At 39.5% G+C, this 22,125-nt stretch carries 22 protein-coding genes; 12 read left to right on the top strand and 10 right to left on the bottom strand.

All coding sequences use genetic code 11. The features are described from left to right. Positions 1 to 2 precede the first annotated feature (2 nt). The gene (locus F991_RS10795) at positions 3 to 752 is read right to left on the bottom strand and encodes a DUF6776 family protein (protein ID WP_004671298.1); all 750 of its coding nucleotides are present in this window, start codon (positions 750 to 752) and stop codon (positions 3 to 5) included. A gap of 81 nt (positions 753 to 833) precedes the next feature. Further along, positions 834 to 1,877 (bottom strand): N-acetyl-gamma-glutamyl-phosphate reductase, encoded by a 1,044-nt coding sequence (argC, locus tag F991_RS10800; RefSeq protein ID WP_004671300.1) that lies wholly within the window; start codon positions 1,875 to 1,877, stop codon positions 834 to 836. Between the two features lie 295 nt (positions 1,878 to 2,172). On the opposite strand from argC, the gene F991_RS10805 reads away from it, so the two are divergent. Next, positions 2,173 to 3,702, top strand: a complete 1,530-nt coding sequence (locus F991_RS10805; protein WP_004671301.1) for a hypothetical protein — start codon at positions 2,173 to 2,175, stop codon at positions 3,700 to 3,702. A gap of 137 nt (positions 3,703 to 3,839) precedes the next feature. On the opposite strand, the gene F991_RS10810 is transcribed toward F991_RS10805, so the two are convergent. Continuing rightward, a complete protein-coding gene (locus F991_RS10810; protein WP_004671303.1) occupies positions 3,840 to 4,535 on the bottom strand; it encodes a M48 family metallopeptidase in 696 nt (231 codons plus the stop codon). After that, positions 4,535 to 5,206 carry a ribose-5-phosphate isomerase RpiA gene (gene rpiA, locus F991_RS10815; protein ID WP_004671304.1) on the bottom strand — a complete coding sequence of 224 codons (672 nt, stop codon included), beginning with the start codon at positions 5,204 to 5,206 and terminating at the stop codon, positions 4,535 to 4,537. Before rpiA ends, F991_RS10810 begins: the two co-directional genes overlap by 1 nt. A 98-nt stretch (positions 5,207 to 5,304) precedes the next feature. On the opposite strand from rpiA, the gene ilvA reads away from it, so the two are divergent. The 3 genes from ilvA to F991_RS10830 all read left to right on the top strand — a co-directional run bounded on the left by ilvA (position 5,305) and on the right by F991_RS10830 (position 9,003). Then, positions 5,305 to 6,849 carry a threonine ammonia-lyase, biosynthetic gene (ilvA, locus tag F991_RS10820; RefSeq protein WP_171063441.1) on the top strand — a complete coding sequence of 515 codons (1,545 nt, stop codon included), beginning with the start codon at positions 5,305 to 5,307 and terminating at the stop codon, positions 6,847 to 6,849. Positions 6,850 to 7,013: 164 nt separating this feature from the next. Beyond that, positions 7,014 to 7,664: a potassium channel family protein gene (locus tag F991_RS10825; protein ID WP_004671306.1), complete on the top strand. Its 651-nt coding sequence runs from the start codon at positions 7,014 to 7,016 to the stop codon at positions 7,662 to 7,664. 1 nt (position 7,665) lies between these two features. After that, a complete protein-coding gene (locus tag F991_RS10830) occupies positions 7,666 to 9,003 on the top strand; it encodes a TrkH family potassium uptake protein (RefSeq protein WP_004671308.1) in 1,338 nt (445 codons plus the stop codon). Between the two features lie 47 nt (positions 9,004 to 9,050). On the opposite strand, the gene F991_RS10835 is transcribed toward F991_RS10830, so the two are convergent. The 3 genes from F991_RS10835 to F991_RS10845 form a co-directional block, all read right to left on the bottom strand. Then, positions 9,051 to 10,220 (bottom strand): phospholipase A, encoded by a 1,170-nt coding sequence (locus F991_RS10835; RefSeq protein ID WP_004671309.1) that lies wholly within the window; start codon positions 10,218 to 10,220, stop codon positions 9,051 to 9,053. A gap of 22 nt (positions 10,221 to 10,242) precedes the next feature. After that, positions 10,243 to 13,182: an insulinase family protein gene (locus F991_RS10840; RefSeq protein ID WP_004671311.1), complete on the bottom strand. Its 2,940-nt coding sequence runs from the start codon at positions 13,180 to 13,182 to the stop codon at positions 10,243 to 10,245. A gap of 127 nt (positions 13,183 to 13,309) precedes the next feature. After that, positions 13,310 to 13,768, bottom strand: coding sequence for a GNAT family N-acetyltransferase (locus F991_RS10845; RefSeq protein ID WP_004671312.1), 459 nt, complete (start codon positions 13,766 to 13,768; stop codon positions 13,310 to 13,312). 114 nt (positions 13,769 to 13,882) lie between these two features. On the opposite strand from F991_RS10845, the gene F991_RS10850 reads away from it, so the two are divergent. The 8 genes from F991_RS10850 to F991_RS10885 all read left to right on the top strand — a co-directional run bounded on the left by F991_RS10850 (position 13,883) and on the right by F991_RS10885 (position 19,698). Next, a complete protein-coding gene (locus F991_RS10850; protein WP_004671314.1) occupies positions 13,883 to 14,896 on the top strand; it encodes an adenosine kinase in 1,014 nt (337 codons plus the stop codon). 16 nt (positions 14,897 to 14,912) lie between these two features. Next, a complete protein-coding gene (locus tag F991_RS10855) occupies positions 14,913 to 15,221 on the top strand; it encodes a Rieske (2Fe-2S) protein (RefSeq protein ID WP_121930323.1) in 309 nt (102 codons plus the stop codon). A 21-nt stretch (positions 15,222 to 15,242) separates the two neighbouring features. Further along, positions 15,243 to 15,854 carry an OB-fold-containig protein gene (locus F991_RS10860; protein WP_004671317.1) on the top strand — a complete coding sequence of 204 codons (612 nt, stop codon included), beginning with the start codon at positions 15,243 to 15,245 and terminating at the stop codon, positions 15,852 to 15,854. Between the two features lie 514 nt (positions 15,855 to 16,368). Continuing rightward, a complete protein-coding gene (cydP, locus tag F991_RS10865) occupies positions 16,369 to 16,560 on the top strand; it encodes a cytochrome oxidase putative small subunit CydP (RefSeq protein WP_034595551.1) in 192 nt (63 codons plus the stop codon). Next, complete coding sequence (locus F991_RS10870) at positions 16,560 to 18,137, top strand: cytochrome ubiquinol oxidase subunit I (protein WP_004671319.1); 1,578 nt, start codon at positions 16,560 to 16,562, stop codon at positions 18,135 to 18,137. Before cydP ends, F991_RS10870 begins: the two co-directional genes overlap by 1 nt. Next, complete coding sequence (cydB, locus tag F991_RS10875; protein ID WP_004671322.1) at positions 18,134 to 19,279, top strand: cytochrome d ubiquinol oxidase subunit II; 1,146 nt, start codon at positions 18,134 to 18,136, stop codon at positions 19,277 to 19,279. The genes F991_RS10870 and cydB overlap by 4 nt, the downstream gene beginning before the upstream one ends. A gap of 16 nt (positions 19,280 to 19,295) precedes the next feature. Then, positions 19,296 to 19,397 (top strand): cytochrome bd-I oxidase subunit CydX, encoded by a 102-nt coding sequence (gene cydX, locus F991_RS17225; RefSeq protein WP_000270276.1) that lies wholly within the window; start codon positions 19,296 to 19,298, stop codon positions 19,395 to 19,397. Between the two features lie 4 nt (positions 19,398 to 19,401). After that, on the top strand, positions 19,402 to 19,698 hold the full coding sequence (locus tag F991_RS10885) for a cyd operon YbgE family protein (protein WP_004671328.1): 297 nt from the start codon (positions 19,402 to 19,404) through the stop codon (positions 19,696 to 19,698). Between the two features lie 173 nt (positions 19,699 to 19,871). Here F991_RS10885 and F991_RS10890 read toward each other — a convergent pair whose 3' ends face one another. The 3 genes from F991_RS10890 to F991_RS10900 form a co-directional block, all read right to left on the bottom strand. Further along, positions 19,872 to 20,408, bottom strand: a complete 537-nt coding sequence (locus tag F991_RS10890; protein WP_004671329.1) for a GNAT family N-acetyltransferase — start codon at positions 20,406 to 20,408, stop codon at positions 19,872 to 19,874. A gap of 68 nt (positions 20,409 to 20,476) precedes the next feature. Continuing rightward, positions 20,477 to 21,157 carry a YccT family protein gene (locus F991_RS10895; protein ID WP_004671330.1) on the bottom strand — a complete coding sequence of 227 codons (681 nt, stop codon included), beginning with the start codon at positions 21,155 to 21,157 and terminating at the stop codon, positions 20,477 to 20,479. Positions 21,158 to 21,386: 229 nt separating this feature from the next. Continuing rightward, positions 21,387 to 21,983: a nitroreductase family protein gene (locus tag F991_RS10900; protein WP_004671331.1), complete on the bottom strand. Its 597-nt coding sequence runs from the start codon at positions 21,981 to 21,983 to the stop codon at positions 21,387 to 21,389. Positions 21,984 to 22,125: the final 142 nt, after the last annotated feature.

The raw sequence follows: 22,125 nt of genomic DNA on the forward strand, positions 1-22,125 counted from the left end.
ATTTACTGAGCATTTGCTTCAGCTTGAGGAATTTCTGATACAAAAGCAGAATTTAAATCAACGGGTTGACCACGTTGCCAGCTAAAGCGCTTAATCACAGGTGTACCTGCGCCAGATAAACGCACTTCGATAAATTGTGGCGTAAATCCTTTTGGCATAGTCCAGCGTCCAGTTAAACGCTCAAAATCATCAAAATTAAAGCTTTTATCTTCTAGTGGTACATCTAAAATTTCAGTATTTCGAATCAAACGCAATTCAACAGAACCTGCTGCACGGCGTTTATTCGGGCTCACTTGAACAAGATCAATTTGATATTCAAACGCATTTTCAGGTAAAGACTTGATCGCCAAATTCTGAATCGTCAAACTCACGCCACCGCGCTGTCTCAAAATATCTCGATAAATGGCATTCATGCCTTCAAACTGAATTTTATCCGCATTGGCTTGATTGACCGCTTTGAATAGATCATCAGCATTACCCACAGCCATATCCCGCTCTTGAACAGCAGCATTCAAACTTTTGTTAATAGAGTCTAATGCTGTCTTCTGTTTTTGAACAACATCTACTAGCTGCTCAGCATCGGCATCATAACCAACAACAGTTAATCCTTGACGGTGCCCAACTGTATAACCAATCATAAAACTACTACCAATAAGAATGGTTGCAGCAATAAGTAAAGGTAAATTCGTTTTTAAGAATTTGTTTTTCTCAACCGAACTTTCTGGTGAAGTCGTTGGTTCAACGTTATCCATCATTATCTCTATCGTTACGATCTACATCAAAGCACACATTTAAATCCAATTTTAAATGTGTGTGAAGTAAAAAAGCGTTTTTTATGGTAATAAACCAATACCTTCCAAACCTGCAGCCTCATCAAAATCGAACATTAAGTTCATATTTTGAACTGCTTGACCCGCCGCGCCTTTCACCAAGTTATCCTGTGCAACAAGCACAATTAACTTATTCGGTTGAGGTTGGTGTATCGCGATACGTAATTCATTTGCACCACGAACACTGCGTGTTTCAGGTGAACTGTTGGCAGGCATCACATCTACAAAACGTTCATTTTGATAGAAGCTTTCATACAATGCTTGAATATCTGTTTGTTGACTCTGTTCAGTTAAATCCACGTAAATCGTGCTTAACATACCACGAATCATTGGAACCAAATGCGGTACAAAAATCAGTTGATCAAACTGACCTTTTTGTCCTGAAATATTCTCAAGGGCTTCAACAATCTCTGGATGATGACGATGTCCTGCCACGCCATAAGCTTTGAAGTTATCCGCATTTTCACTGTAAATCATACCAAGACTGGCTTTACGTCCTGCACCCGACACACCTGATTTTGCATCAACAATGATACTCTGAGTATTGATCAAACGATTCTTTAATAATGGTGCTAAACCAAGCTGAACCGTGGTCGGATAGCAGCCTGGGTTACCAATTACATTCGCTTGTTTGATTTTTTCACGATTCAATTCAGTTAAACCGTAAACTGAATCTTTGAGTACAGTTGGGCAATGATGTTGCATGCCATACCATTTCTCAAATTGGGCTAAATTCTGTAGACGAAAATCTGCCGCCAGATCAATTACTTTCGTACCAGCAGCAACCAATGCCTCAGCATGTTGCATCGCAACACCATGCGGCGTTGCAAAAAAAACAACATCACACTGTTTAAGCTGATCCAAATCAAAATCAGAAAACTTGAGCTCAGTATGTCCTCGTAGGCTTGGGAACATATCTGCAACACGCTTTCCAGCTTCAGTACGCGAAGTGAGAATACTGACCTGAACTTGTGAATGTCTTAACAATAGACGTAGTAGTTCAACCCCTGTGTATCCAGTTCCACCAACAATACCAACAGAAATCACGTGTCACACCTCTAGCGTTCATTTAGACAAATAGTATGGCAGTTTGGCTTGTTTTACACAATCTTCAAGTCTCTAACTTATAAGAAAATAAAATGAGTAGTCATCATCAAATTAACATGAATAAATTGGCTTATATTTCAAAAATCAGATATATAGAAAGGGAAAAGGTATTCTTTTATTTTGAGCTGATTTTACCATTGGTCAAGAAAGACTATTGAATCAGTATAAGATTCGCATAGAATAAAACGATGCGGTAATAAAAATTTCATGGATGCAAAATTTTTGGAGAGCTGGAATGCCTTCTTTGATGTCAGAACAAAGATTACATCATCATATTTGCTTAGGGTTGAGTACACTTTTACTTAGTTCAGCTTTGATTGGTTGTGGTAGTGGTGAGAGTGAAGCACGTAAGAGCACTCCACCAGAAGAGGTCGTAGCCCAAAAACCGAAGAACTTTAATATTAAAGTGCCTCTCGAAATACGTGAAGTTGTTGTTAAAGTCTTTGATAACGTTGATGACCGATTAGTCTTAGAGCAAAATTTTAGTACAACAACCGATTTATCGATTACCCTGCCTGAAATCCTGAATAAAAACCGTTTATATCGAGTTGAATTAACGACTACACCTAATTCTCTGATCTACGATTTCCTCAGTGGTCAATATAAAAAAATTGATCTGACATTACGAGCATTAGTCAAAGTTGATGTCAGTGATTTAACGCAAACGATATTTATCAACCCCAGCAGCGAGTCGATTTATCAACGCGCCTTAGTTCGTTCAGGACAGTTGCCAAGTGATGAAAGTAACTATGCAATGAACATCACAGCAGGACAGCTTGAACTTGCGACATCGGATGTTGAAACAGCGTTATTGAGTGCCTTTAAATATTTAAACATCACCAACGTAAATCCATCCAATAGACTGCATGTCTTCTCACCACAAAGCTCCAATATAAATTCTGGGTTATATTTAAACACCTACCTGAGTTTTGGTTATCTACAGCAATGGTCAACCATATATCCTGACACTTCCTTCGCTGAGTTCTCTAAAAATTTAGCCATTGATTTAAGAGATGGCTATCTGGATGCAAAAAAAATCCGTGGCGATCAAGAAGTCCTGACTACTCTGGTTCTCGCAGCACCAGATAATATTGACCCTGCTAAAAATACCATCATTGACATAGCAAATAATCAAAAAAACACAAGAGAACAATATGCCGCATCATTAAAACAAGCAGTATTGCAACTCGCAGATACTTATGACCAAAAGACATCTAATCCAACGCATTATAACCAATTGCAACAGCGTAGCTATTCTGGTGTTGTACCAACAGTCAATCCATCTGTACCGCACAATGTTCGTATAACTGGTGCGGGGGATTACCGTCGAGCTGTTGGTTTTTCAGATACAATCGCAACTTGCAATGGCTCAATTTATCCCTGTAAACAAGGCATTACAGGTATCAATATCATTAATCATAGCTCACCTTCTATTGAATATTTGATTGGCCACTATCAAGATAACAGTCAAGATTGCCAACTTAATATTCGTGCCGATGGATGGCTGGAACTTACCAAAAACAATCAGACATTTCGATCAAAATTGGATGGTGACAGTACAGATAACCTATTACAAGTTGATAAAGAAAATCATGAATATCTATTAAATAGTAGTTCACCAGAGCCAACTAATAGCAATTCACAATATCAATTTGTGCAAGTTAATATCAAAGCCAATCAAGTACTGAGCGCCAGCGCTGGTTTTGATGCTCGTAAAGCACCCGATCAATTGCAAAGCACGCAGCTGCAATGTAATTTTAATTAGCAAAAACCCTCATCCAGCAGGCAACAGAATAAATATTCAATTGCCTGCCGGATGATCTTAATTATTTAAGTAGTAACGATGTGCCAAATTTAAAACAATCTTGGTGTTTTCATATGGATTAATCTTCAATCAGTAACTTAAATCTTTTTATAATACCAATGCGGTAGCTGTATCTGCTTTAACTGCCTGCGATGCTCTAGATAGTTGTGATCATGTTTAGCCACCTCATTCCAAAATGCAGCACTATGATCGAAATGTTTGGTATGCGCTAATTCGTGTACACATACTGCTCGCACATTAGATTTAGGCATCAACACCAACGCTGCATTTAACATGATGTCATGTTTTGTACTGCAACTTCCCCATCGTGTTTTTGGTTTTCGGACTGCACATGCTTGGTAAGGCAAGCCAATTTCTCGGCTGACTTGATTTAAATATTCAGGTAAAAATTGTTTTGCGTAAGCCAATACAGCCGCTTGTAAAGCAGCTTCAGGTTGTTGGTTCCGTATAAATAATTGGTGTTGCTCCCAATCGAACTTAAAAATATAGCGCTGCTGTTGCTGAATAATATGAAAGGGTTGTGAATGGAAAAACAAACATAACGCTTCGGGAAAATCACGCCCTTGATCTAATTGTTGCTGCTGTTTTGACCAAGTATTGACTAGCCATTGTTCTGACTGTTTCAAAAATTGTTGAATTTGAATTTTAGTACAAAACGGAGGAACAGTGAGACGTATACCCGTTGGCTCAACACGCAAGCGCAAATTTCTCGCCCTTGCGTGTCGAACAACTTTAACTTCAGGTAATAACGCTTCCAATGAAACTGATGGCATTATTGTGCGGTACGTTCTTCAATACCATGATCAGTTGCAACGATTGCGATACTCGCTGCATTTAAGGCAAAAATACCGTTTGTTACAACGCCCGGAATGTTATTGATGGTTTTTTCTAAATCAAGGGCATTTAAGATATTTAGATTAAATACATCCAAAATCACGTTTCCATTGTCAGTTACAACACCTTCACGATAAGCAGGATCACCGCCTAAAGCGACGATTTTACGAGCGACTGCTGAACGTGCCATTGGAATAACTTCGATCGGCAATGGGAAATCACGTCCCAATTGATCCACCCATTTAGAGTCATCAACAATACACACAAATTTCTTTGCAATTGAGGCAACAATCTTTTCACGCGTCAAAGCAGCACCACCACCTTTGATCATATGCATGTGACGGTCGATTTCATCTGCACCATCGACATAAGCATCTAAACCACCCACTGAGTTCATATCAACAACTTCGATACCGAGTTTTTTTAATCGCTCCGCTGTTGCATTCGAACTTGCAACCGCCGCTTCAAGTTGCAGCTCAGGCAATAAATCGATAAGGAAATTAACCGTACTTCCTGTTCCTACGCCTAAAATGCCGCCTTTGGGTAAATGTTTTAAAGCGGCTTTTGCTGCTGCTTGTTTTTTTTCATCTTGGGTTGCATATAGACTCATGACTTCACTCAACTATTTTGACATTTGCTTTAAGAAAACAGCGCAAATGTACAGGGGTTTGCTACAATGACTCCCTATTTTAAACTGTTATAGGGAAGATGAACATGCTGTCTCGTGTGGTACGACAAATTTTACAAGCAACGGTTTACGATGTTGCGATTGAAACACCGCTTGAAGCAGCTCCCCGAATTAGTCAAAAAATCAATAATAACATTCGCTTTAAACGCGAAGACTTACAACCCGTGTTCTCTTTTAAACTCCGCGGTGCGTATAACCGCATCAGCCAGCTCCCAAAAGATCAATTAGATCGCGGGGTAATCTGTGCTTCTGCTGGCAACCATGCTCAAGGCGTTGCTTTGTCGGGTAAAAAACTCGGCATTCCAGCTATTATTGTGATGCCAATTACCACACCAGATATTAAAGTCCAAGCCGTTAGAAACTTAGGTGGTCAAGTTGTTCTACATGGTGATAGCTTTGATATTGCCAATAAATACGCAAAACAACGTGCTGAAACTGAAGGTCTAGTTTTTATTCCACCCTATGATGATGAACTCGTCATTGCAGGACAAGGCACCATTGCAAATGAATTACTTCGTCAATGGCGTGATGTTGAGTATGTTTTTGTTGCTGTTGGCGGTGGCGGTTTAATCGCAGGTGTTGCAGCTTACCTCGGTGAAGTCGCACCACACGTCAAAGTTATAGGCGTGGAATATGAAGAATCGGCTTGTTTAAAAGCTGCACTTGAATCCAATGAACGTGTGATTTTACCGCATGTCGGTTTATTTGCAGATGGCACGGCGGTTGCACAGATTGGTGAGTTACCATTTGAAATGGTCAAACTACGTAAATCTGACAATTCTGGTCCAATTGTTGAACCCGATGTAGTGACTGTCGATACAGATGAAATTTGTGCAGCAATTAAAGACACCTATGACGAGAACCGCAGTATTGTTGAACCTTCTGGTGCAATGGCATTGGCAGGGATCAAGAAATATGTGGCTCAACATCAATTGACGAATAAAAATATGGTGTCGATTGTTTGTGGTGCAAACATGAATTTTGATCGTCTACGTTATATTGCTGAGCGCACCGAATTAGGTGAGCGTAAAGAAGCCATTTATGCAGTGACGATTCCTGAACAAAAAGGCGCATTTTTACAATTCTGCCGTGCCTTACAAGGCCGCAATATTACTGAATTTAACTATCGTGCCAGCAATAGCGGTCTAGCTCAGGTATTTGTTGGGATTAGCTTAAAAGGCGGTGAAATCGAACGCCATGAGATTCATGAATTGCTCAAACAACAATATGAAGTCGATGATTTGTCTGATGATGAAGTCGCGAAACTACATATTCGTTATCTGATCGGTGGACATGCAAATCTTGAAAATGAACGTTTATTCCGTGTCGAATTTCCCGAACGTCCAGGTGCTCTACTCACCTTCTTAGAACGTTTAGGTCCAACACACAATATTACCCTGTTCCACTATCGTAATCACGGCGCTGCGGAAGGTCGCGTTCTTGTGGGGTTTCAGGCAACAGATGCGAAGCAAAATCCAGATGGTTTGATTGAAACATTGGAGCAGATCACCTATCCATATGCAGAGATCAGCGACAACATTGGATATAAGCGTTTCTTAAAATAAAGTGAACATAACGAGGAGGATTGAGTTCTAATGACAGAACTCAATCCTTTTTATCGTTTTCTGCATCTCGAAGACTGTTTTTCCTAAAAAAAGTTACACACGATCCCGTCAATTCTCAATAAAATGAATAAAAATATTTTTTGATCTTTGGTTCAGGGGTACACATGGCACAGTTTGCAATCATTGGCTTAGGTAGTTTTGGTGCAACAGTTGCGTTAGAGCTCACAAAACTAAATCATGATGTTATTGGTATCGATACCCAAAAGCGTAATGTCGAGAATCTAGCCAACCAAATTACGCATGCCGTTATCGCAGATGCAACTGACGAGCACGTCCTTGATGAACTAAACGTACAAAATTGTGATGCTGTCGTGGTGGCAATCGGTGAAGATATTGAAGCCAGTATACTTTGTGTGCTGAGTCTAAAAAATTTAGGTATTGATAAAATTTGGGTAAAAGCAAAAACCAAAGCGCATCATACAATTCTATCCCATCTTAGCATCAACAAAATCATCCACCCTGAAGAAGATATGGGGGTACGTGTCGCACAAGCACTTAACTACCCAATGGTGAGCCGCTATATGGCATTGGATGATGATCATTTTATTATTAAAGTTCCAATAATAGATAAATTGCATGGCATCAACTTATCAGGACTGATGCAGCTCGCGCCCCATGTCAAACTCTTATTGGTCAAACGTGATCAGCAAATTTTTTACGAGACAGATTGTAATTTTACCTTACATAGAGGCGATGTACTTATCCTTGAGGGGTTATTGCCAAACCTGAAAAAACTGTCTGAGTGCTTCCAATAATATGACAACGAACACTAAGGCACAAAAGATTTTTAATCTGAGCCCTCCCTCCTTACTCGCGATTGGTTTCTTAAGCTTTATTGTGATTGGGACGATTCTACTCAAACTTCCTTTTGCACATACAGGACAAGTTTCTTGGATGGATGCGTTTTTTACAGCAACTTCCGCGGTGACTATTACAGGGTTATCTGTTGTAAATATTGGCGAGTCCTATACTCATTTTGGGCAAATGATTATTCTACTCATGATCCAGTCTGGTGGGCTTGGGTTTATGACTTTTGCGATATTGGCGGCACTTAGTTTATCTCCCAAAGTAGGATTGCGACAACAAATGATGGCGCAAGAAAGTCTGGGGCAAACCAGTTTATCTAAAGTGACGTTTATCGCGAAAGGCGTTGTTGCGTATACACTTTTCTTTGAATTGATTGGCGCGATATTACTGGCCACGACCTTTATTCCACTTTATGGCATTCCCAAAGGTATTTATTACTCTATTTTTTATAGTATATCCGCCTTTAACAATGCTGGTTTTTCTTTATTCGATAACGGTCTTACTAACTTTTACGGCAACTATTTCATTTGTATCACCATTAGTATTCTCTATATCTTAGGCGGGATTGGCTTTTTGGTATTGATGGACATTAAACAGAATAAAAAATGGCGCAAACTCAGTCCAAACAGTAAATTGGTAATCAGTACAATCGTCATTATTAATATTATTGCTTTTATCGCCATTTGGTTACTTGAAGCACGTAACCCTATGACTTTGGGCCATATGAGCTTGGGAGAGCAAGCCGTCAACTCTTGGTTTCAAGCCACTGTCCCACGTTCTTCAGGCTTCAATACACTTGATACAGGCTCGATGAATAACAGCACAACACTATTGACCATGTTATTGATGTTTATTGGTGGTGGCTCTCTCAGTACCGCAGGTGGTATCAAAGTTGGAACGTTTGTCATCTTGGTTTTATGTGTTGTCGCTTTCCTGAGGCGGAATGACGAAATCCGCATCTTTAATCACGCAATTTCGCATGAAAGTACTTATAAAGCACTGGCTGTGGCATCGATTACAGGCATGTTAATTTTTATAGGTGGCTTTACTATACTCATCTTAGAACCTGAGTTAGATGTTCTAGATCTAATGTTTGAGGTATTATCTGCCGCGTGTACTGTAGGACTTTCCAGAGGCGTGACGGGCGAACTACATGACGGTAGCCTTTTAATGCTGTGTTTACTCATGTTTACAGGGCGGCTTGGGCCACTGACTTTGGCCTATTTAATTGCAACACCGAAGAAGAGCCGTTTAAAACATCCTCCAGCCAACATTCAAATTGGATAATAAAAAAGCAGATGATTTCATCTGCTTTTTTATGGACTTAAATTAACTTAATACAAGTTCATCAAAGACACACCCAACCCGACATAAGTTGCACGATGATTATAATCAATCAAGCTCTCGCCATAACCATCAAATATTTGGAAATGTCCACGCAGTTTATCTTTGATCGGAAAAGCCCAGTCAAACTGCACCGCGCCATTTGAACGATCTCCACCCTTGAGTGAATGGCGTAACATCAAAGAAAAATCATTTTGCTTATGTCGATAAAAAGCAGTTAAATCACCACGACCAATATAATCCTTAATATCTGGATTATTATCGTCTTTCGCATCTTCTTCGACACGGTACCAAGGGCGTAGCATCAATGCAAAGTTATCTTTTTCAAATCCGAAGTTAAAAATCACACGATTCCAACTACGAGATAATGGATCAGAACGACCATTTGATTGATGATTTAAAGTCACACCTAGTAAGCGTGCGTTTAAACCCAACACATTGTAATTGGTTCTAAACATGAGGCTTGCTTCAGGTTCATAATTGGTCTCCCGGAATGGTCTAGACTCTTCCGAGTTATAAACCTGCCAACGTGAAGATTGGGTATAACCGACCCAAAGATCACCATTGTTGCCAAAAATATTTTCCCAAGCTTTGGTCTTTAATGAGATCTGAAACTTCGCCTCTGCCGACGTTAAGTCTTGTTTATCTTCCACCGTGTTTTGCGGATTTGGACTATTCGGAAACTCGTTTTTATTACTGGTCCAAAACACGGGCAGCAAATAAACAGGTTGATAAGCACGAATATTCCAAACGCCTAATTTACTTTCTTCAGAAAGCTCCCAACGACGATCCAATAAAGAAACAGTCGGGTCAAACTTTGGCGCAGCACCTAAGATATGCAAGTCACTGACTTTTTGGACCACTTTATCTTTTAATGATTCAAGCTGAGTCTGTTCATTTTCACGCTCAACCATCACTGGACTTGCTGCAAGAACAGGCTCAACGACTGGTGTTGGTGGCTGAATAATCGTTGGCGCTTTGAACAGACGATCATAACAAGCGAGTCGATCCGCATTTGAAGCCAACGCCACACACGCTTCTGCTGACGCAGGGCTTGTTGGTGCTGTCGCCTCAGCATTTGCCAACGATGTCGTTAAAGAGCCAAGTATCGTAAGGACACCTAGCTCCAAATAACGACGCTCAAAAGATTTGAACACCATACATATCTCCAGTTTTTATTTTTTAATTGACCTGTTGAATCTCAAAACCAAGTTTCTGCAATTCTTCGCGTTTAGCGAATGGCGCCACCACCGCTTTCACTGGGGTTTGCTCTAGCAAATATTGTTTCGCTACACGTTGTAAATCATCGAAAGTTACATTGAGTAGACGTTCACGTAACAATTTACGGAATGTAGGTGTCCGAGCATGCAACCATGAATAACAAGCGGTAATCGCTTCACCAGCAGGTGAACCTGGTTTATCCATACTCGAAACCAATCCTAAAATCGCTTCTTCGAGTTGGTATGATTGCTGTTCAGTATTGAATAACCATTGTACGCTTGCTTCAAAATCATTAAAAGTTTCAACTAAACGTGGATCCCGATAGCTGTAGAAACGGAATGAACAAGCATTGCCATCGTAGCTCGCCCCACCACCGTATGCCCCACCTTTTTCACGGATTGCGCTGTGCAGGAATCCATTACGTAGGTACGCTGCCAAGACCATTAAGGGTGCAGCATCAGGGTGTGCCACATCTACAGCTTGATAAGCTGATGCACAGAACTGGACATTGGTTTGAATCAACCATGCTTCATCCGTATTTGTATTCACCTGTGCGACTTGGGTTAAAGTTACAGGGGTCTGATCAACTTCTAATTTATCCCAAACATTTTGGATTTCTTCAACCAAACGATCAGACTGATGTTCTTCACATACCAATAAGAACTGCTTAGGCGCTTGTAAAAGTTGGCGATGAATGGCTTTTAATTCTTCAATCAACGCTTGATAAGCCGTGTCATCTTGATCAATTTTAGCCACTAAATCACTGAGCCAATTTAACGCACCTAATCCTGTATTATGATAATCACGGCGTGCCAAAGCACTCATTTGACGTGAAGCAGCTTGCATTGCATAACTGTGACCAGAACCAGACAAGCGTGATTGCCAACGTGTTTTGCGTTGCTGCAATAACTCAATGATACGATCTTTCTCATCGAAACGTAGTTTTTCAAAAGCTAACTTTAATAGCTGGATCGTATCTAATTTTTGCGTGAGTGATTTGGTGGTTAAAGTTAACCAAGCGCTGATACGATCTTTATCATCAACCTTACTGCGCAAAGATGCACCCATGCCTAAGCCGCCACTCACCGCAGTTTGGATTTGTTGGAACTCGAGATAATCGTATTCGCCAGCACCAACTTCACCCATCAAAATAGAGAGCAAGTTGAAATAAGGTGACTGTACGATTTCATCAGGCACTTGAATGAGTACCTGTTGATAATAAATCCCGTTCGTTCCAGCATGATATAGATTCAATGGTACATCTGAACGATTAATGATAATTTCACGCAATTGACCCTGTACGATCTGTAAATCAGCGGGCACATCTTCCAGACCAACTTTAGGCAGCAATTCTAAGTTATCAGGCGTATCTTGGCGTTTTTTCAGCGCTTCAGTTTTCTCTTGAATTTCAATTTTCTGAGCATCTGTTAGATTTGCAGTGATTTCAGCTAAACGTGCGTGTTCAGCCTCTTGCTCTTTTACAGATTTAGTTGCATCAGGCACAAGTGTCATTTGGACACGATGAGGATTATCTAACAAATGCGTTTGAATCAAGTTGGATAACCACATTGGGTCTTTCAACTCTTCTTTCACTTGTTCAATCGCTGCATCTACATCCCAAACATGAATTGGATCCGTGTGATGAATGGCACAACCCAAACCATTCAAGATCAAACTTAAGCCATAAGGTGTACCATCGCCATTGATTTCACGTTGGTGCAATTCAATTTGATGAAGAATGGCATCAACCAAATCTGTATCGATAGGTTTAGATGCAACATCTTTTAGAATATCTAATACGCCATTTTTAAAGGTATCAGCATGTTCAGCATTTGAACCTTGAATGCCACAATAAAAGGTCATTTCAAAATTACTATCATCTACACCCATGATTGGGCCAGTTGATTGAGCATAACCACAGGTTTCTAAGTAATGACGTAATGGAGAGGCTGAGTTTTCTAATAAAATCCCTTCAACCAAACGCATCCCTAAACGGAGTTTGATATCACTGGTTTCAGGCAATAACCATGACATAACATGATAGGTTTTATCTTTTAAATCTTCACTATCGACCGCATAGCTTTCAGTCACTTCAACTGGCGCAGCTAAACGTTGCTCAGGTGTTGAATATAGAGTCGTACCCTGAGAAAACTTATGTAGTGCTAATTTTTCAAACTGCTCTTGTAGATCATAAGCAGTTTGATTGCCAAAAGTCATAAATACAGCATTGCTCGGATGATAATGCGTTTTATAAAAATCAACGAGCTGCTCGTAACTTAAATCTGGAATGTCTTTTGGATCACCACCTGAGTTGTAGTGATAAGTGGTCTTTGGAAATAAATGATGTGCCAGTTGATGATAAAGCTGATCTGTAGGAGAACTCATTGCCCCTTTCATTTCATTGAAGACCACGCCTTTATAAACAGCTTGATCATTTTCAAGCTCTATACGAATACCTTCTTGAGCAAAGTCTAAAGGATTTAAATTCGCGGCAAATGCAGCATCCAAATACACTGACAATAAGTTTTGAAAGTCTTTTTTATTCTGAGTCGCAAATGGATATGCAGTCCAATCTGCGGCAGTAAACGCATTCATAAAGGTATTGAGTGAACGGCGGATCATTAAAAAGAATGGGTCACGTACAGGAAACTTTTCAGAACCACACAAAGCAGTATGCTCTAAGATATGTGCCGCACCTTTTGAATCCATGGGTTGTGTTCTAAAAGCAACCAAAAATACATTTTCATCATGCTCTGTTGCCAAATGGTAATGAACCGCACCTGTCACTTTATGTTTGTATTCTGAAACGTGAATATCGAGTGCTTCTACATGGTGTTGACGTAATAGCTGAAACGCAGGGTGAATAGTTTGAGTAATGCTTTCAGAAACATCTACAGTCATGTGATCTCCAATTTATCTATTTAAATAACGACGATTGATAGTACAGAGTCTACCGAAGAATACCTATGGATATCCATGTAAATTACTATGTTTTTGTAGAAAAAATCAGCGAGTAATCTAAACAGCGTCACATAAAAATCTTTCTAAAATTCGTATGAGGCAAAGCAACCTTCTCATATCTCATCATTTGATAAAAATTAGCTGCATTTTCAGTATCCGTAAACAATTGCAGCTCATTAAAATAAGCCCGTGCATATCGCTCGATATACGATAACAAATGATGCCCTACACCTTTTCGACGATAAAGAGGATGGATATAAAAACGACGTATGCGCCCCACTTTATTTACATCATAGTCATCATATGGATTCTGATTAAGCCCACAAATGGCAATCAAACGATTCTGTTCATATACAGTAAATAAAGCTTCACCAAACTGATTAAAACAATTTTCACCATTTTGAAAATCATACTTTAGCCTTTCTAAAAACCTAAAACCTTCAATTTTAGAAGACTCAATGAGGGCATCAAGCTGTACTGGTAAATCTAAAACCTTTTCAATCCTTAACTTATCCAATCTAACCATTTATTCCTCTCTTTCATCCTAATCCATTCAACACCTGAATTTTTTTCAACAAACTACAGTAATCCTGAGCATTGGTGTAAACTTTAGTTTTTGATTTTTACTGTGATGACAAACATGGCAACTGTTGATCTTTTTGCAATTGGAAATGCACTCATTGACCAAGAATTTAAGATTTCAAATGAGTTTTTAACACAACAAGCATTGCAAAAAGGTACGATGCAGTTGGCTGATGGTGATGCGCAAGCGGCGTTATACCAAAAATTACAAGATACACAGACTTATAAAGGTCAAGCCAGTGGTGGTTCAGCAGCCAATACAACGGTTGCATTTAGTGCATTAGGCGGTACAGCTTTTTATGGATGTCGCGTTGGGAATGATGAATTAGGCTCAATTTACCTAAAAGGTTTAAATGACGCTGGCATCAAAACAGCCATACAATCCATCAGTGAAGGCGTAACAGGTACTTGTATGGTACTGATTAGCCCAGATTCAGAACGTACCATGCACACATATCTCGGCATTACCGCTGAATTAACGGCTGAACAAATCGACTTTGAACCATTAAAAACGGCGAAATGGCTATATATCGAAGGCTATTTATCGACCAGTGATACTGCACGCAAGGCAGTAAAACAAGCGCGAGAAATAGCAAAAGCACATGACGTTAAAATCGCACTATCGCTTTCCGATCCTGCAATGGTGCAATACGCACGTCAAGGTTTAGAAGAACTATTGGATGATGGTGTTGACTTATTGTTCTGTAACGAACAAGAAGCATTGATGTTTACCAATACAGAAAATCTTAATGATGCAATTGACGTATTAAAATTAAATAATCAACATATCGTCATTACCCAAGGTGCAAACGGCGCAATGATTATCGATCCTGCACAGCAGTTCCATGTCGCTGGTCGTCATGTTGATGCCGTAGATGCGAATGGTGCTGGTGATGCATTTGCAGGTGCATTTTTATATGCAATCAATGCAGGTTTAAGCTTAGAAGCCGCAGCTCAACTCGCGATCTTAATTTCAAGTGAAGTTGTTGCCCAATTTGGACCTCGTTTAGCTGTCGATAACTACGCTAAACTATTTGAGCAATTTAAAACATCGCAACAGGAATGTGCTTAACATGGAAAAGATTTGCATGACTGAGGAAGTCCCTGAACGTGAGTCTCGTGCATACGATACTTTAAAAGGAACAACCATTTTCGTTACTCAAAAAGATGGCAACTTTTATGCCTATCAAAATGTTTGTCCGCATTTGCAAACAGAGCTTGAGTATTTAGAAAATCAGTTTTTAGATCAAGATCGTGAATATATTCAATGCTCTACTCATGGTGCATTGTTTTCTGTAGAAACGGGCGAATGCATTTCTGGACCATGTCTGGGTGACTTTCTTGAAAAAGTAAACTTGGAAGTCCACTCCGATGGTGGTATTTATATCATTGATTAATACCTAAGCTAGAATTCTGCGATGACTGAGTTTTTTTTTAATTACTACCTGATGCCATTTCACATGAGCGTGGTTGCTTTAATTTTGCTCAGCATTGCAGAAACGATTGGGATTCTGATTGGTTTACGACCAAGTTCTTTAGTAAAAAAATTTACACCTGAATGGATTTTAAACTCACCGTTATTAGATGTTAAATTTTCTAAATATTTAATCGTCGTGTTTTTACTGATTAACTTTAGTTTTGCGGGTTATTTTCTTGAACTTTCTTTCTTTGCTATCCAGCATTATTTCATTTCCCCTTACTACCTCTTTATACCTGCATTAATCATCGACATTTTTTTTACGGTATTTATGATCCATTGCTTAGATCAAGTGATCAAGCCAAAAGTCAATCAGACCCACGCCAATCTTGTTGGCCGTTTAGCCACAATTTCCACAGGGAATGCACGTCCAGGGTTTTCTGCACAAGCACGCGTGCGTGATGAATTCGGACAACTTTATTATGTTCAAGTTGAGCCAGAATATGGTGAATTAGAACTTCAATCCCAAGTGCTCCTCATCAGCCAAAAATCCAATGCATATTATCTCGCAAAAAAAATATCGATTTCAAATAAACTGTTCACCCCAGATTAAGTTCGAGTTTAGTCCGTATTTTTACAAAAAATTACAATAAAGTTGCTTCAAAATAATGCTCTCGTCTACTCGCTTAAAATTCAAGTTTGAGCAAAAAACAAAAAAAGAAATGAATTGCATTTACATTAACAAATCCAGACTAAAATACTTGGTTCTAATGACTATTTAATCTAAATCTTCTTTATTTTAAGCTATAGATTCGCAACTGCATGTAAATATTATATATATTTAATTCATACCATTTCAATCAACTTTAAAATAGATTAAATCAAATTAAAACCAACCATTTTAATTTGATTTATATTTCTTAATTATAAGCAATTTAGTCGGATTTAAAATACAGAAAACAAAGTATTTTAGTTGGTTAATAAAATTAATTATAAAAAATAAATATAAACCATTGATTTAAAACATAATTAATGAAAACAAACCCATCAAAACCTCATAAATTTTATTTTCAATGCATTTTAATTAATAATAAAAGAATCTCCCGCTTAATATGAAATGCAGTTCTATGAACATAATTTCAAATGATCAAAATCGGCGATTAATTCGAGAAATCGCGATCATTCTTATTATTAAAGTAATCCTTCTCTTGGTCATTAAACACATTTGGTTTGATGCACCAACGATTCCAAAAGATTTTAACAATCAAGTTGCCGAGCGTATTACAGGCAATCCATCTAACACTCAGGAGACACGTTGATGATTTCTGAAAGCGTGGTCGATCTTTCGCGGTTCCAGTTTGCAATGACTGCGATGTATCACTTTCTTTTCGTTCCGCTGACTTTAGGTCTCGCATTTATTCTGGCCATCATGGAAACCACCTATGTGATTTCAGGCAAAGAAATTTATAAAGACATGACCAAGTTTTGGGGAAAACTCTTTGGGATTAACTTCGCTTTGGGTGTCACCACTGGCTTAACCATGGAGTTTCAGTTTGGTACCAACTGGGCTTATTACTCGCACTATGTTGGCGATATCTTCGGTGCACCCCTCGCAATTGAAGGCTTAATGGCATTCTTCCTTGAATCAACCTTTATTGGTTTGTTCTTTTTTGGCTGGGATCGACTCTCTAAATTTCAGCATTTAGGTGTAACGTGGCTGGTCGCAATTGGTTCAAACATGTCAGCTTTATGGATTCTGATTGCCAATGCTTGGATGCAAAACCCAGTCGGTGCAGCATTTAACTATGAAACCATGCGAATGGAATTGGTGGATTTCGGTGCGTTGATATTCAATCCTGTGGCACAAGTCAAATTTGTGCATACCGTTTCAGCTGGCTATGTTACTGGCGCGATCTTTGTTCTCGCGATCTCAAGCTATTACTTGTTAAAAAAACGTGACTTGCCCTTTGCACGTCGTTCTTTTGCGATTGCAGCAATCTTCGGTTTAGCATCAACATTGTCTGTCATTTTACTAGGTGATGAATCAGGTTATGAGTTGGGTGATGTGCAAAAAACCAAACTCGCAGCAATTGAAGCAGAATGGCACACTGAACCAGCCCCAGCAGCATTTACCTTATTTGGTATTCCTAACCAAAAAGAAATGCGTACCGACTATGCGATTAAGATTCCTTATGCAATGGGGCTTATCGCAACTCGATCAACGGATAAACAAGTCACTGGCTTACATGACTTGATGAAAGAACATGAAGTCCGTATTCGCAATGGTATGGTGGCATATAGTGAGTTAGAAAAACTTCGTGCGGGTGATCGCTCTCCGGAGTTACTCGCATCATTTGAGAAAAATCAAAAAGACTTAGGCTATGGTCTTTTATTGAAGAAATATTCTCCAAACGTGGTGGATGCGACTGAAGCACACATTCAAGCTGCAACCAAAGATACCATTCCGAACGTAGCAGCATTATTTTTCTCTTTCCGCGCCATGGTCGCGTCTGGTTTCCTGATGCTCGTACTCTTCCTTTTAGCGACTTGGGCTGTTGCCAAACGCAATGCCGAAGACAAACCTTGGTTGCTCAAATTTGCGTTATTCTCGCTTCCACTCCCATGGATCGCAGCGCAAACAGGTTGGTATGTGGCTGAAGGTGGTCGTCAACCATGGTCTATTGGTGAGATTTTACCAACCCATCTATCGGCTTCGAGTGTCAGTGCTGGTGATGTCTGGGGATCAATTATTGCGCTTGCAGCGTTCTATACCGTACTGCTTATTATTGAAATGTACCTAATGATCAAATTTGCGCGTCTAGGCCCAAGCTCTTTGCACACTGGTAAATATCACTTTGAAAAACTAGAAGCAGAAACAGTGGAGGCTCAACCATGATCGAATATGAATTACTAAAAATTATTTGGTGGGTATTGGTTGGTGTCTTATTGATCGGCTTTGCCCTCACCGATGGTTTTGACATGGGTTCAATGGCACTCATGCCATTTGTAGGTAAAACTGATTCTGAACGCCGCGCCGCAATTAACACAATCGCACCACACTGGGATGGTAACCAAGTTTGGTTTATTACTGCTGGTGGTGCACTGTTTGCGGCATGGCCAATGGTCTATGCCGTTGCCTTCTCTGGTATGTATTGGGCACTACTACTGGTCCTCTTTGCGCTTTTTTTACGACCTGTCGGATTTGACTATCGCTCCAAACTAGAAAATACCCAGTGGCGTAACGCTTGGGATTGGGGTCTATGTATCGGTGGTGCTGTTCCTGCACTTGTCTTTGGTGTTGCATTTGGAAATCTATTTCTGGGCTTACCTTTCGGTTTGGATGACACGTTACGCTCGCAATACACGGGAAGCTTCTTTGCATTGCTCAACCCATTTGCGCTCATTTGTGGTGTTGTAAGCCTAACAATGCTCTGTGCTCATGGCGGTGCATGGTTGATGTTGCGAACAGATGGAGCGCTCTATCAACGCTCTGCTAAAGCGACACAGATCATGGCTACTATCTTCCTTATTTGCTTCTTAACGGCTGGTGCTTGGTTATGGTTTGGAAATATTGAAGGTTTTAGCTACGCTACAGCGGTTGATACCAACGTTGCGTTAAACCCACTTGCAAAAGAAGTTGTGACCAATGCCAATCACGGTTGGCTAAATAACTATACGACTTTTCCAATGACGATCGCCGCGCCTATTGCTGCAATTCTAGGTGCAATATTGGTGATCATCAGTGCAACCAAACATAAAGCTGCTGTGAGTTTCACTGGCACGAGCTTAATGATTGTCGGTGCAATCTTGACTGCGGGCTTTGCATTATTTCCATTCTTATTGCCATCAAACATAGATCCTGTTTCAAGCTTGACCATGTGGGATGCAGTATCTAGTCATAAAACACTCGGTGTGATGACTGTTGCTGCATGTATTTTTGTTCCTCTCATTTTGATTTATACCTCTTGGTCTTATTACAAAATGTGGGGTGTCATCACCAACAAACACATTGAAGAAAACTCACATAGTTTGTATTAAATCAAGGAGATGTGAAATGTGGTATTTTGCGTGGATTCTAGGCATTTTGATGGCATGTTTCGCAGGTGTGCTCAGCGCACTGTATATCGAACATCATCAAAATTTAGATGAGGAATAATAAAATGGCGAAAGCAATGTCAACCCCGAAGAATAGTAAAGCTCAAGTGCTTGCAATGACCGTTTCGTTTTTGTTGGCATTGCCACTTGCTGCTATTTTATTGGTACATCCATCACTGATGCTCGATGCGAACGGACACTATAATCATAGCTTACTCATGTTGGTAATGATTGGTATCTCAGGTGGCTTCATTCATGGCGTTGGGTTTATACCAAGATTCTGGTTGTGGAAATGGTTATTCAGTCCTTATATCGCATGGCCATTAATGATTTTGGGTTACTTTATCTGGATCGGTAATTAACGCCCAACAGATCAAATGAAAAGAGGAAGTGGATTCGCTTCCTCTTTTTTTGATATGAATTCCAATTGAGGTTTTATCAATATCTCATCCACATCGCAATATCAACACTTTGTCATTACAACGAAATTACCAAAACTGTATTTTTTAATCAGATCACTCAATTCATTAAGATTTTACCGATATACGTTTCTGTTTATTAATTTTCTCATTTCAATCAATTGCGTTGGTACAAGGGGTTGCCCCACACCTGCCTCTAGCGGATAAGACTCCTTTCGCCCAGTCACTTGATATCCACGTCGCTGGTAATAAGCAATAAGTTCAGAGCGTACATCCAATACATACATCATCAAACTCACAACTGCAGGATAATACTCCTCCACGTATTCCTCTACGAAATGAAGCATCTCACGCCCATATCCTAAGTTTTGCAGCGTTGGATCTATGGCAAAGGTGCCAATTTCAACTCTCGTTTTATCAAAGGTTAACCCTATACAGGCAATAATATGCCCAAGCTCATTTTCAGCGACGAACAATTCAAATCGAGATTGTTCCAATGCGTGACTTAATTGCTGTTGGGTAATGCGTTGCCCACAAATAAAATCTTTTTCAGTTGTCCAACTTCGACTTGATTGAGTTCGATAAGCGATATTAATTAATGCAACAAGCTGTTCTAAATCATCATTTTTTACTTTTCTAATATTTAAATGCATTTCTATTCTATTTCGGACATTCAACAAAAAACCGATGATAACATCGGTTTTATAAAACAATGGATAAGTTAGTTGCTTTGACCAGCTAACCAAGCCATAAACTTTTGACGTTCCGCTTTAGAAGCTTGCTGCCACAGCTCAACCAATTGTTGATCTGTCGTTTTCACTGCACCAACTGTAGCAGCAGTAGTTACAGCGACTGGTGCGCTAGCAACGGCTGCTTGTGTTTTACCCGTAACTGGTGCTGGTTGATTTACCGTATTATTCTTATTTTTTTGGGTCAAATCCAAAGTACGACTTAATAAATTATTACCCGAGAACCAAGGTTTCGCTTCATTATTTGCACCCGTTTGCTGTACGACGAGTTGTTTATTTTGATCATAGAGTGCAACGGTCGGCTGTTCAGCATATTTTTTTGCAGCTTCAAAATCTTTTGGTGCATTGACCAGAGCTAAACGATAGCTTTGATTATCCTTTAAGTTTTGAGCTTGTATCGTAACCACACCAGATTTGACAATGCCATGCTCGCCAGTTAAATGCTCAAAATACTCACGGTAACGAACATTAACCGTTAAATCACCTGCATCAACTTGATAGTTATTTTTACTTGAAGGAAGTAATCCTGAATTCACTTCTTGACCATTTACAGCCAGAATCACAATTTCTTCAGGTGCAGTGATCGTAACCGCTGAAAAGACTGAACCACTGAATAATAACCCGAAAGCAGCAATACCAACTCTTAAAGACATTAGACTCTTCTCGATATAAACTATTTATGAAATCGTATGCACTATGCTACGAGATTGTGACTATTTTATGACAATAAGCCGAACGATCTATCCTAAGAATACGACTTATTAAGATATATACCCATTTTTCATACTAAATACCATACTGCTTTTGGCGAATTTTGCTGTTTTTCTTATTACAACAAAAAGAGCACATTAAGTGCTCTTTTGGGTTAACAACAATTTAAACTTAATTAAATGTTTTAAAGCGTACTGCATCATCCATATAGGTTTTTTCGCCGGCTGGAGCTTCAATTGAACCAAATACAAGCTGAGCGCGTAATTTCCAATTTGCTGGAATATCAAAAGTTTCAGCAACTTCGGCATCTACAATTGGATTGTAGTGTTGTAATGAAGCACCCACACCGATTTCAGCCAATGCCGTCCAAGTCGCGAACTGAGCAATCGCACTTGAATGTTCAGACCATACTGGGAAGTTATCTGCGTACAGTGCGAACTGCTCTTGTAAACCTTTTACAACGTCTTGATCTTCGTAAAACAATGCCGTACCAAAACCAGCCGCAAAGCTATCAATTTTTGCACTTGTATTTGCAAATGCGTCTGCAGGAACCATTTTACGCAAAGTTTCACGAACGATTTCCCAAAATTTGCTATGAGACTCACCATATAGAGTAACAACACGTGAGGTTTGTGAGTTAAATGAAGATGGACTTTGTTTTACTGCTTCACGAATGGTTTCTTCAATGGTTACTTGATCAACTGAAACGTTTTTACCAATTGCATAAATTGTACGACGTGTTTTGATACTATTTAAAAAGTTACTCATGTTGTTATTCCTACCTATGACCTAAAGGGAGTTATCTTGGATTGAGGTCAGTTTATAACGCTTCATTTTTTAGGCATAGCCCCAAAAACATAACAGATCGTTCTATTTTCGCAACATATCTCTTTTTCTAGAGCAAAAAAAA

This window comes from Acinetobacter sp. CIP-A165, assembly GCF_000367985.1.
In the GTDB taxonomy this organism is placed as follows: Bacteria; Pseudomonadota; Gammaproteobacteria; order Pseudomonadales; family Moraxellaceae; genus Acinetobacter.

What these genes read in the sequence shown, in the direction of transcription:
- F991_RS10885 (WP_004671328.1), top strand. Translation starts at nt 19,402, where the DNA reads ATGGCGAAAGCAATGTCAACCCCGAAGAATAGTAAAGCTCAAGTGCTT.
- F991_RS10900 (WP_004671331.1), bottom strand. Translation starts at nt 21,983, where the DNA reads ATGAGTAACTTTTTAAATAGTATCAAAACACGTCGTACAATTTATGCA.
- F991_RS10850 (WP_004671314.1), top strand. Translation starts at nt 13,883, where the DNA reads ATGGCAACTGTTGATCTTTTTGCAATTGGAAATGCACTCATTGACCAA.
- cydP (WP_034595551.1), top strand. Translation starts at nt 16,369, where the DNA reads ATGAACATAATTTCAAATGATCAAAATCGGCGATTAATTCGAGAAATC.
- F991_RS10860 (WP_004671317.1), top strand. Translation starts at nt 15,243, where the DNA reads ATGACTGAGTTTTTTTTTAATTACTACCTGATGCCATTTCACATGAGC.
- F991_RS10835 (WP_004671309.1), bottom strand. Translation starts at nt 10,220, where the DNA reads ATGGTGTTCAAATCTTTTGAGCGTCGTTATTTGGAGCTAGGTGTCCTT.
- cydB (WP_004671322.1), top strand. Translation starts at nt 18,134, where the DNA reads ATGATCGAATATGAATTACTAAAAATTATTTGGTGGGTATTGGTTGGT.
- F991_RS10845 (WP_004671312.1), bottom strand. Translation starts at nt 13,768, where the DNA reads ATGGTTAGATTGGATAAGTTAAGGATTGAAAAGGTTTTAGATTTACCA.
- F991_RS10795 (WP_004671298.1), bottom strand. Translation starts at nt 752, where the DNA reads ATGGATAACGTTGAACCAACGACTTCACCAGAAAGTTCGGTTGAGAAA.
- F991_RS10895 (WP_004671330.1), bottom strand. Translation starts at nt 21,157, where the DNA reads ATGTCTTTAAGAGTTGGTATTGCTGCTTTCGGGTTATTATTCAGTGGT.
- F991_RS10805 (WP_004671301.1), top strand. Translation starts at nt 2,173, where the DNA reads ATGCCTTCTTTGATGTCAGAACAAAGATTACATCATCATATTTGCTTA.
- F991_RS10840 (WP_004671311.1), bottom strand. Translation starts at nt 13,182, where the DNA reads ATGACTGTAGATGTTTCTGAAAGCATTACTCAAACTATTCACCCTGCG.
- F991_RS10825 (WP_004671306.1), top strand. Translation starts at nt 7,014, where the DNA reads ATGGCACAGTTTGCAATCATTGGCTTAGGTAGTTTTGGTGCAACAGTT.
- F991_RS10810 (WP_004671303.1), bottom strand. Translation starts at nt 4,535, where the DNA reads ATGCCATCAGTTTCATTGGAAGCGTTATTACCTGAAGTTAAAGTTGTT.
- F991_RS10890 (WP_004671329.1), bottom strand. Translation starts at nt 20,408, where the DNA reads ATGCATTTAAATATTAGAAAAGTAAAAAATGATGATTTAGAACAGCTT.
- F991_RS10870 (WP_004671319.1), top strand. Translation starts at nt 16,560, where the DNA reads ATGATTTCTGAAAGCGTGGTCGATCTTTCGCGGTTCCAGTTTGCAATG.
- rpiA (WP_004671304.1), bottom strand. Translation starts at nt 5,206, where the DNA reads ATGAGTCTATATGCAACCCAAGATGAAAAAAAACAAGCAGCAGCAAAA.
- ilvA (WP_171063441.1), top strand. Translation starts at nt 5,305, where the DNA reads ATGAACATGCTGTCTCGTGTGGTACGACAAATTTTACAAGCAACGGTT.
- F991_RS10855 (WP_121930323.1), top strand. Translation starts at nt 14,913, where the DNA reads ATGACTGAGGAAGTCCCTGAACGTGAGTCTCGTGCATACGATACTTTA.
- F991_RS10830 (WP_004671308.1), top strand. Translation starts at nt 7,666, where the DNA reads ATGACAACGAACACTAAGGCACAAAAGATTTTTAATCTGAGCCCTCCC.
- cydX (WP_000270276.1), top strand. Translation starts at nt 19,296, where the DNA reads ATGTGGTATTTTGCGTGGATTCTAGGCATTTTGATGGCATGTTTCGCA.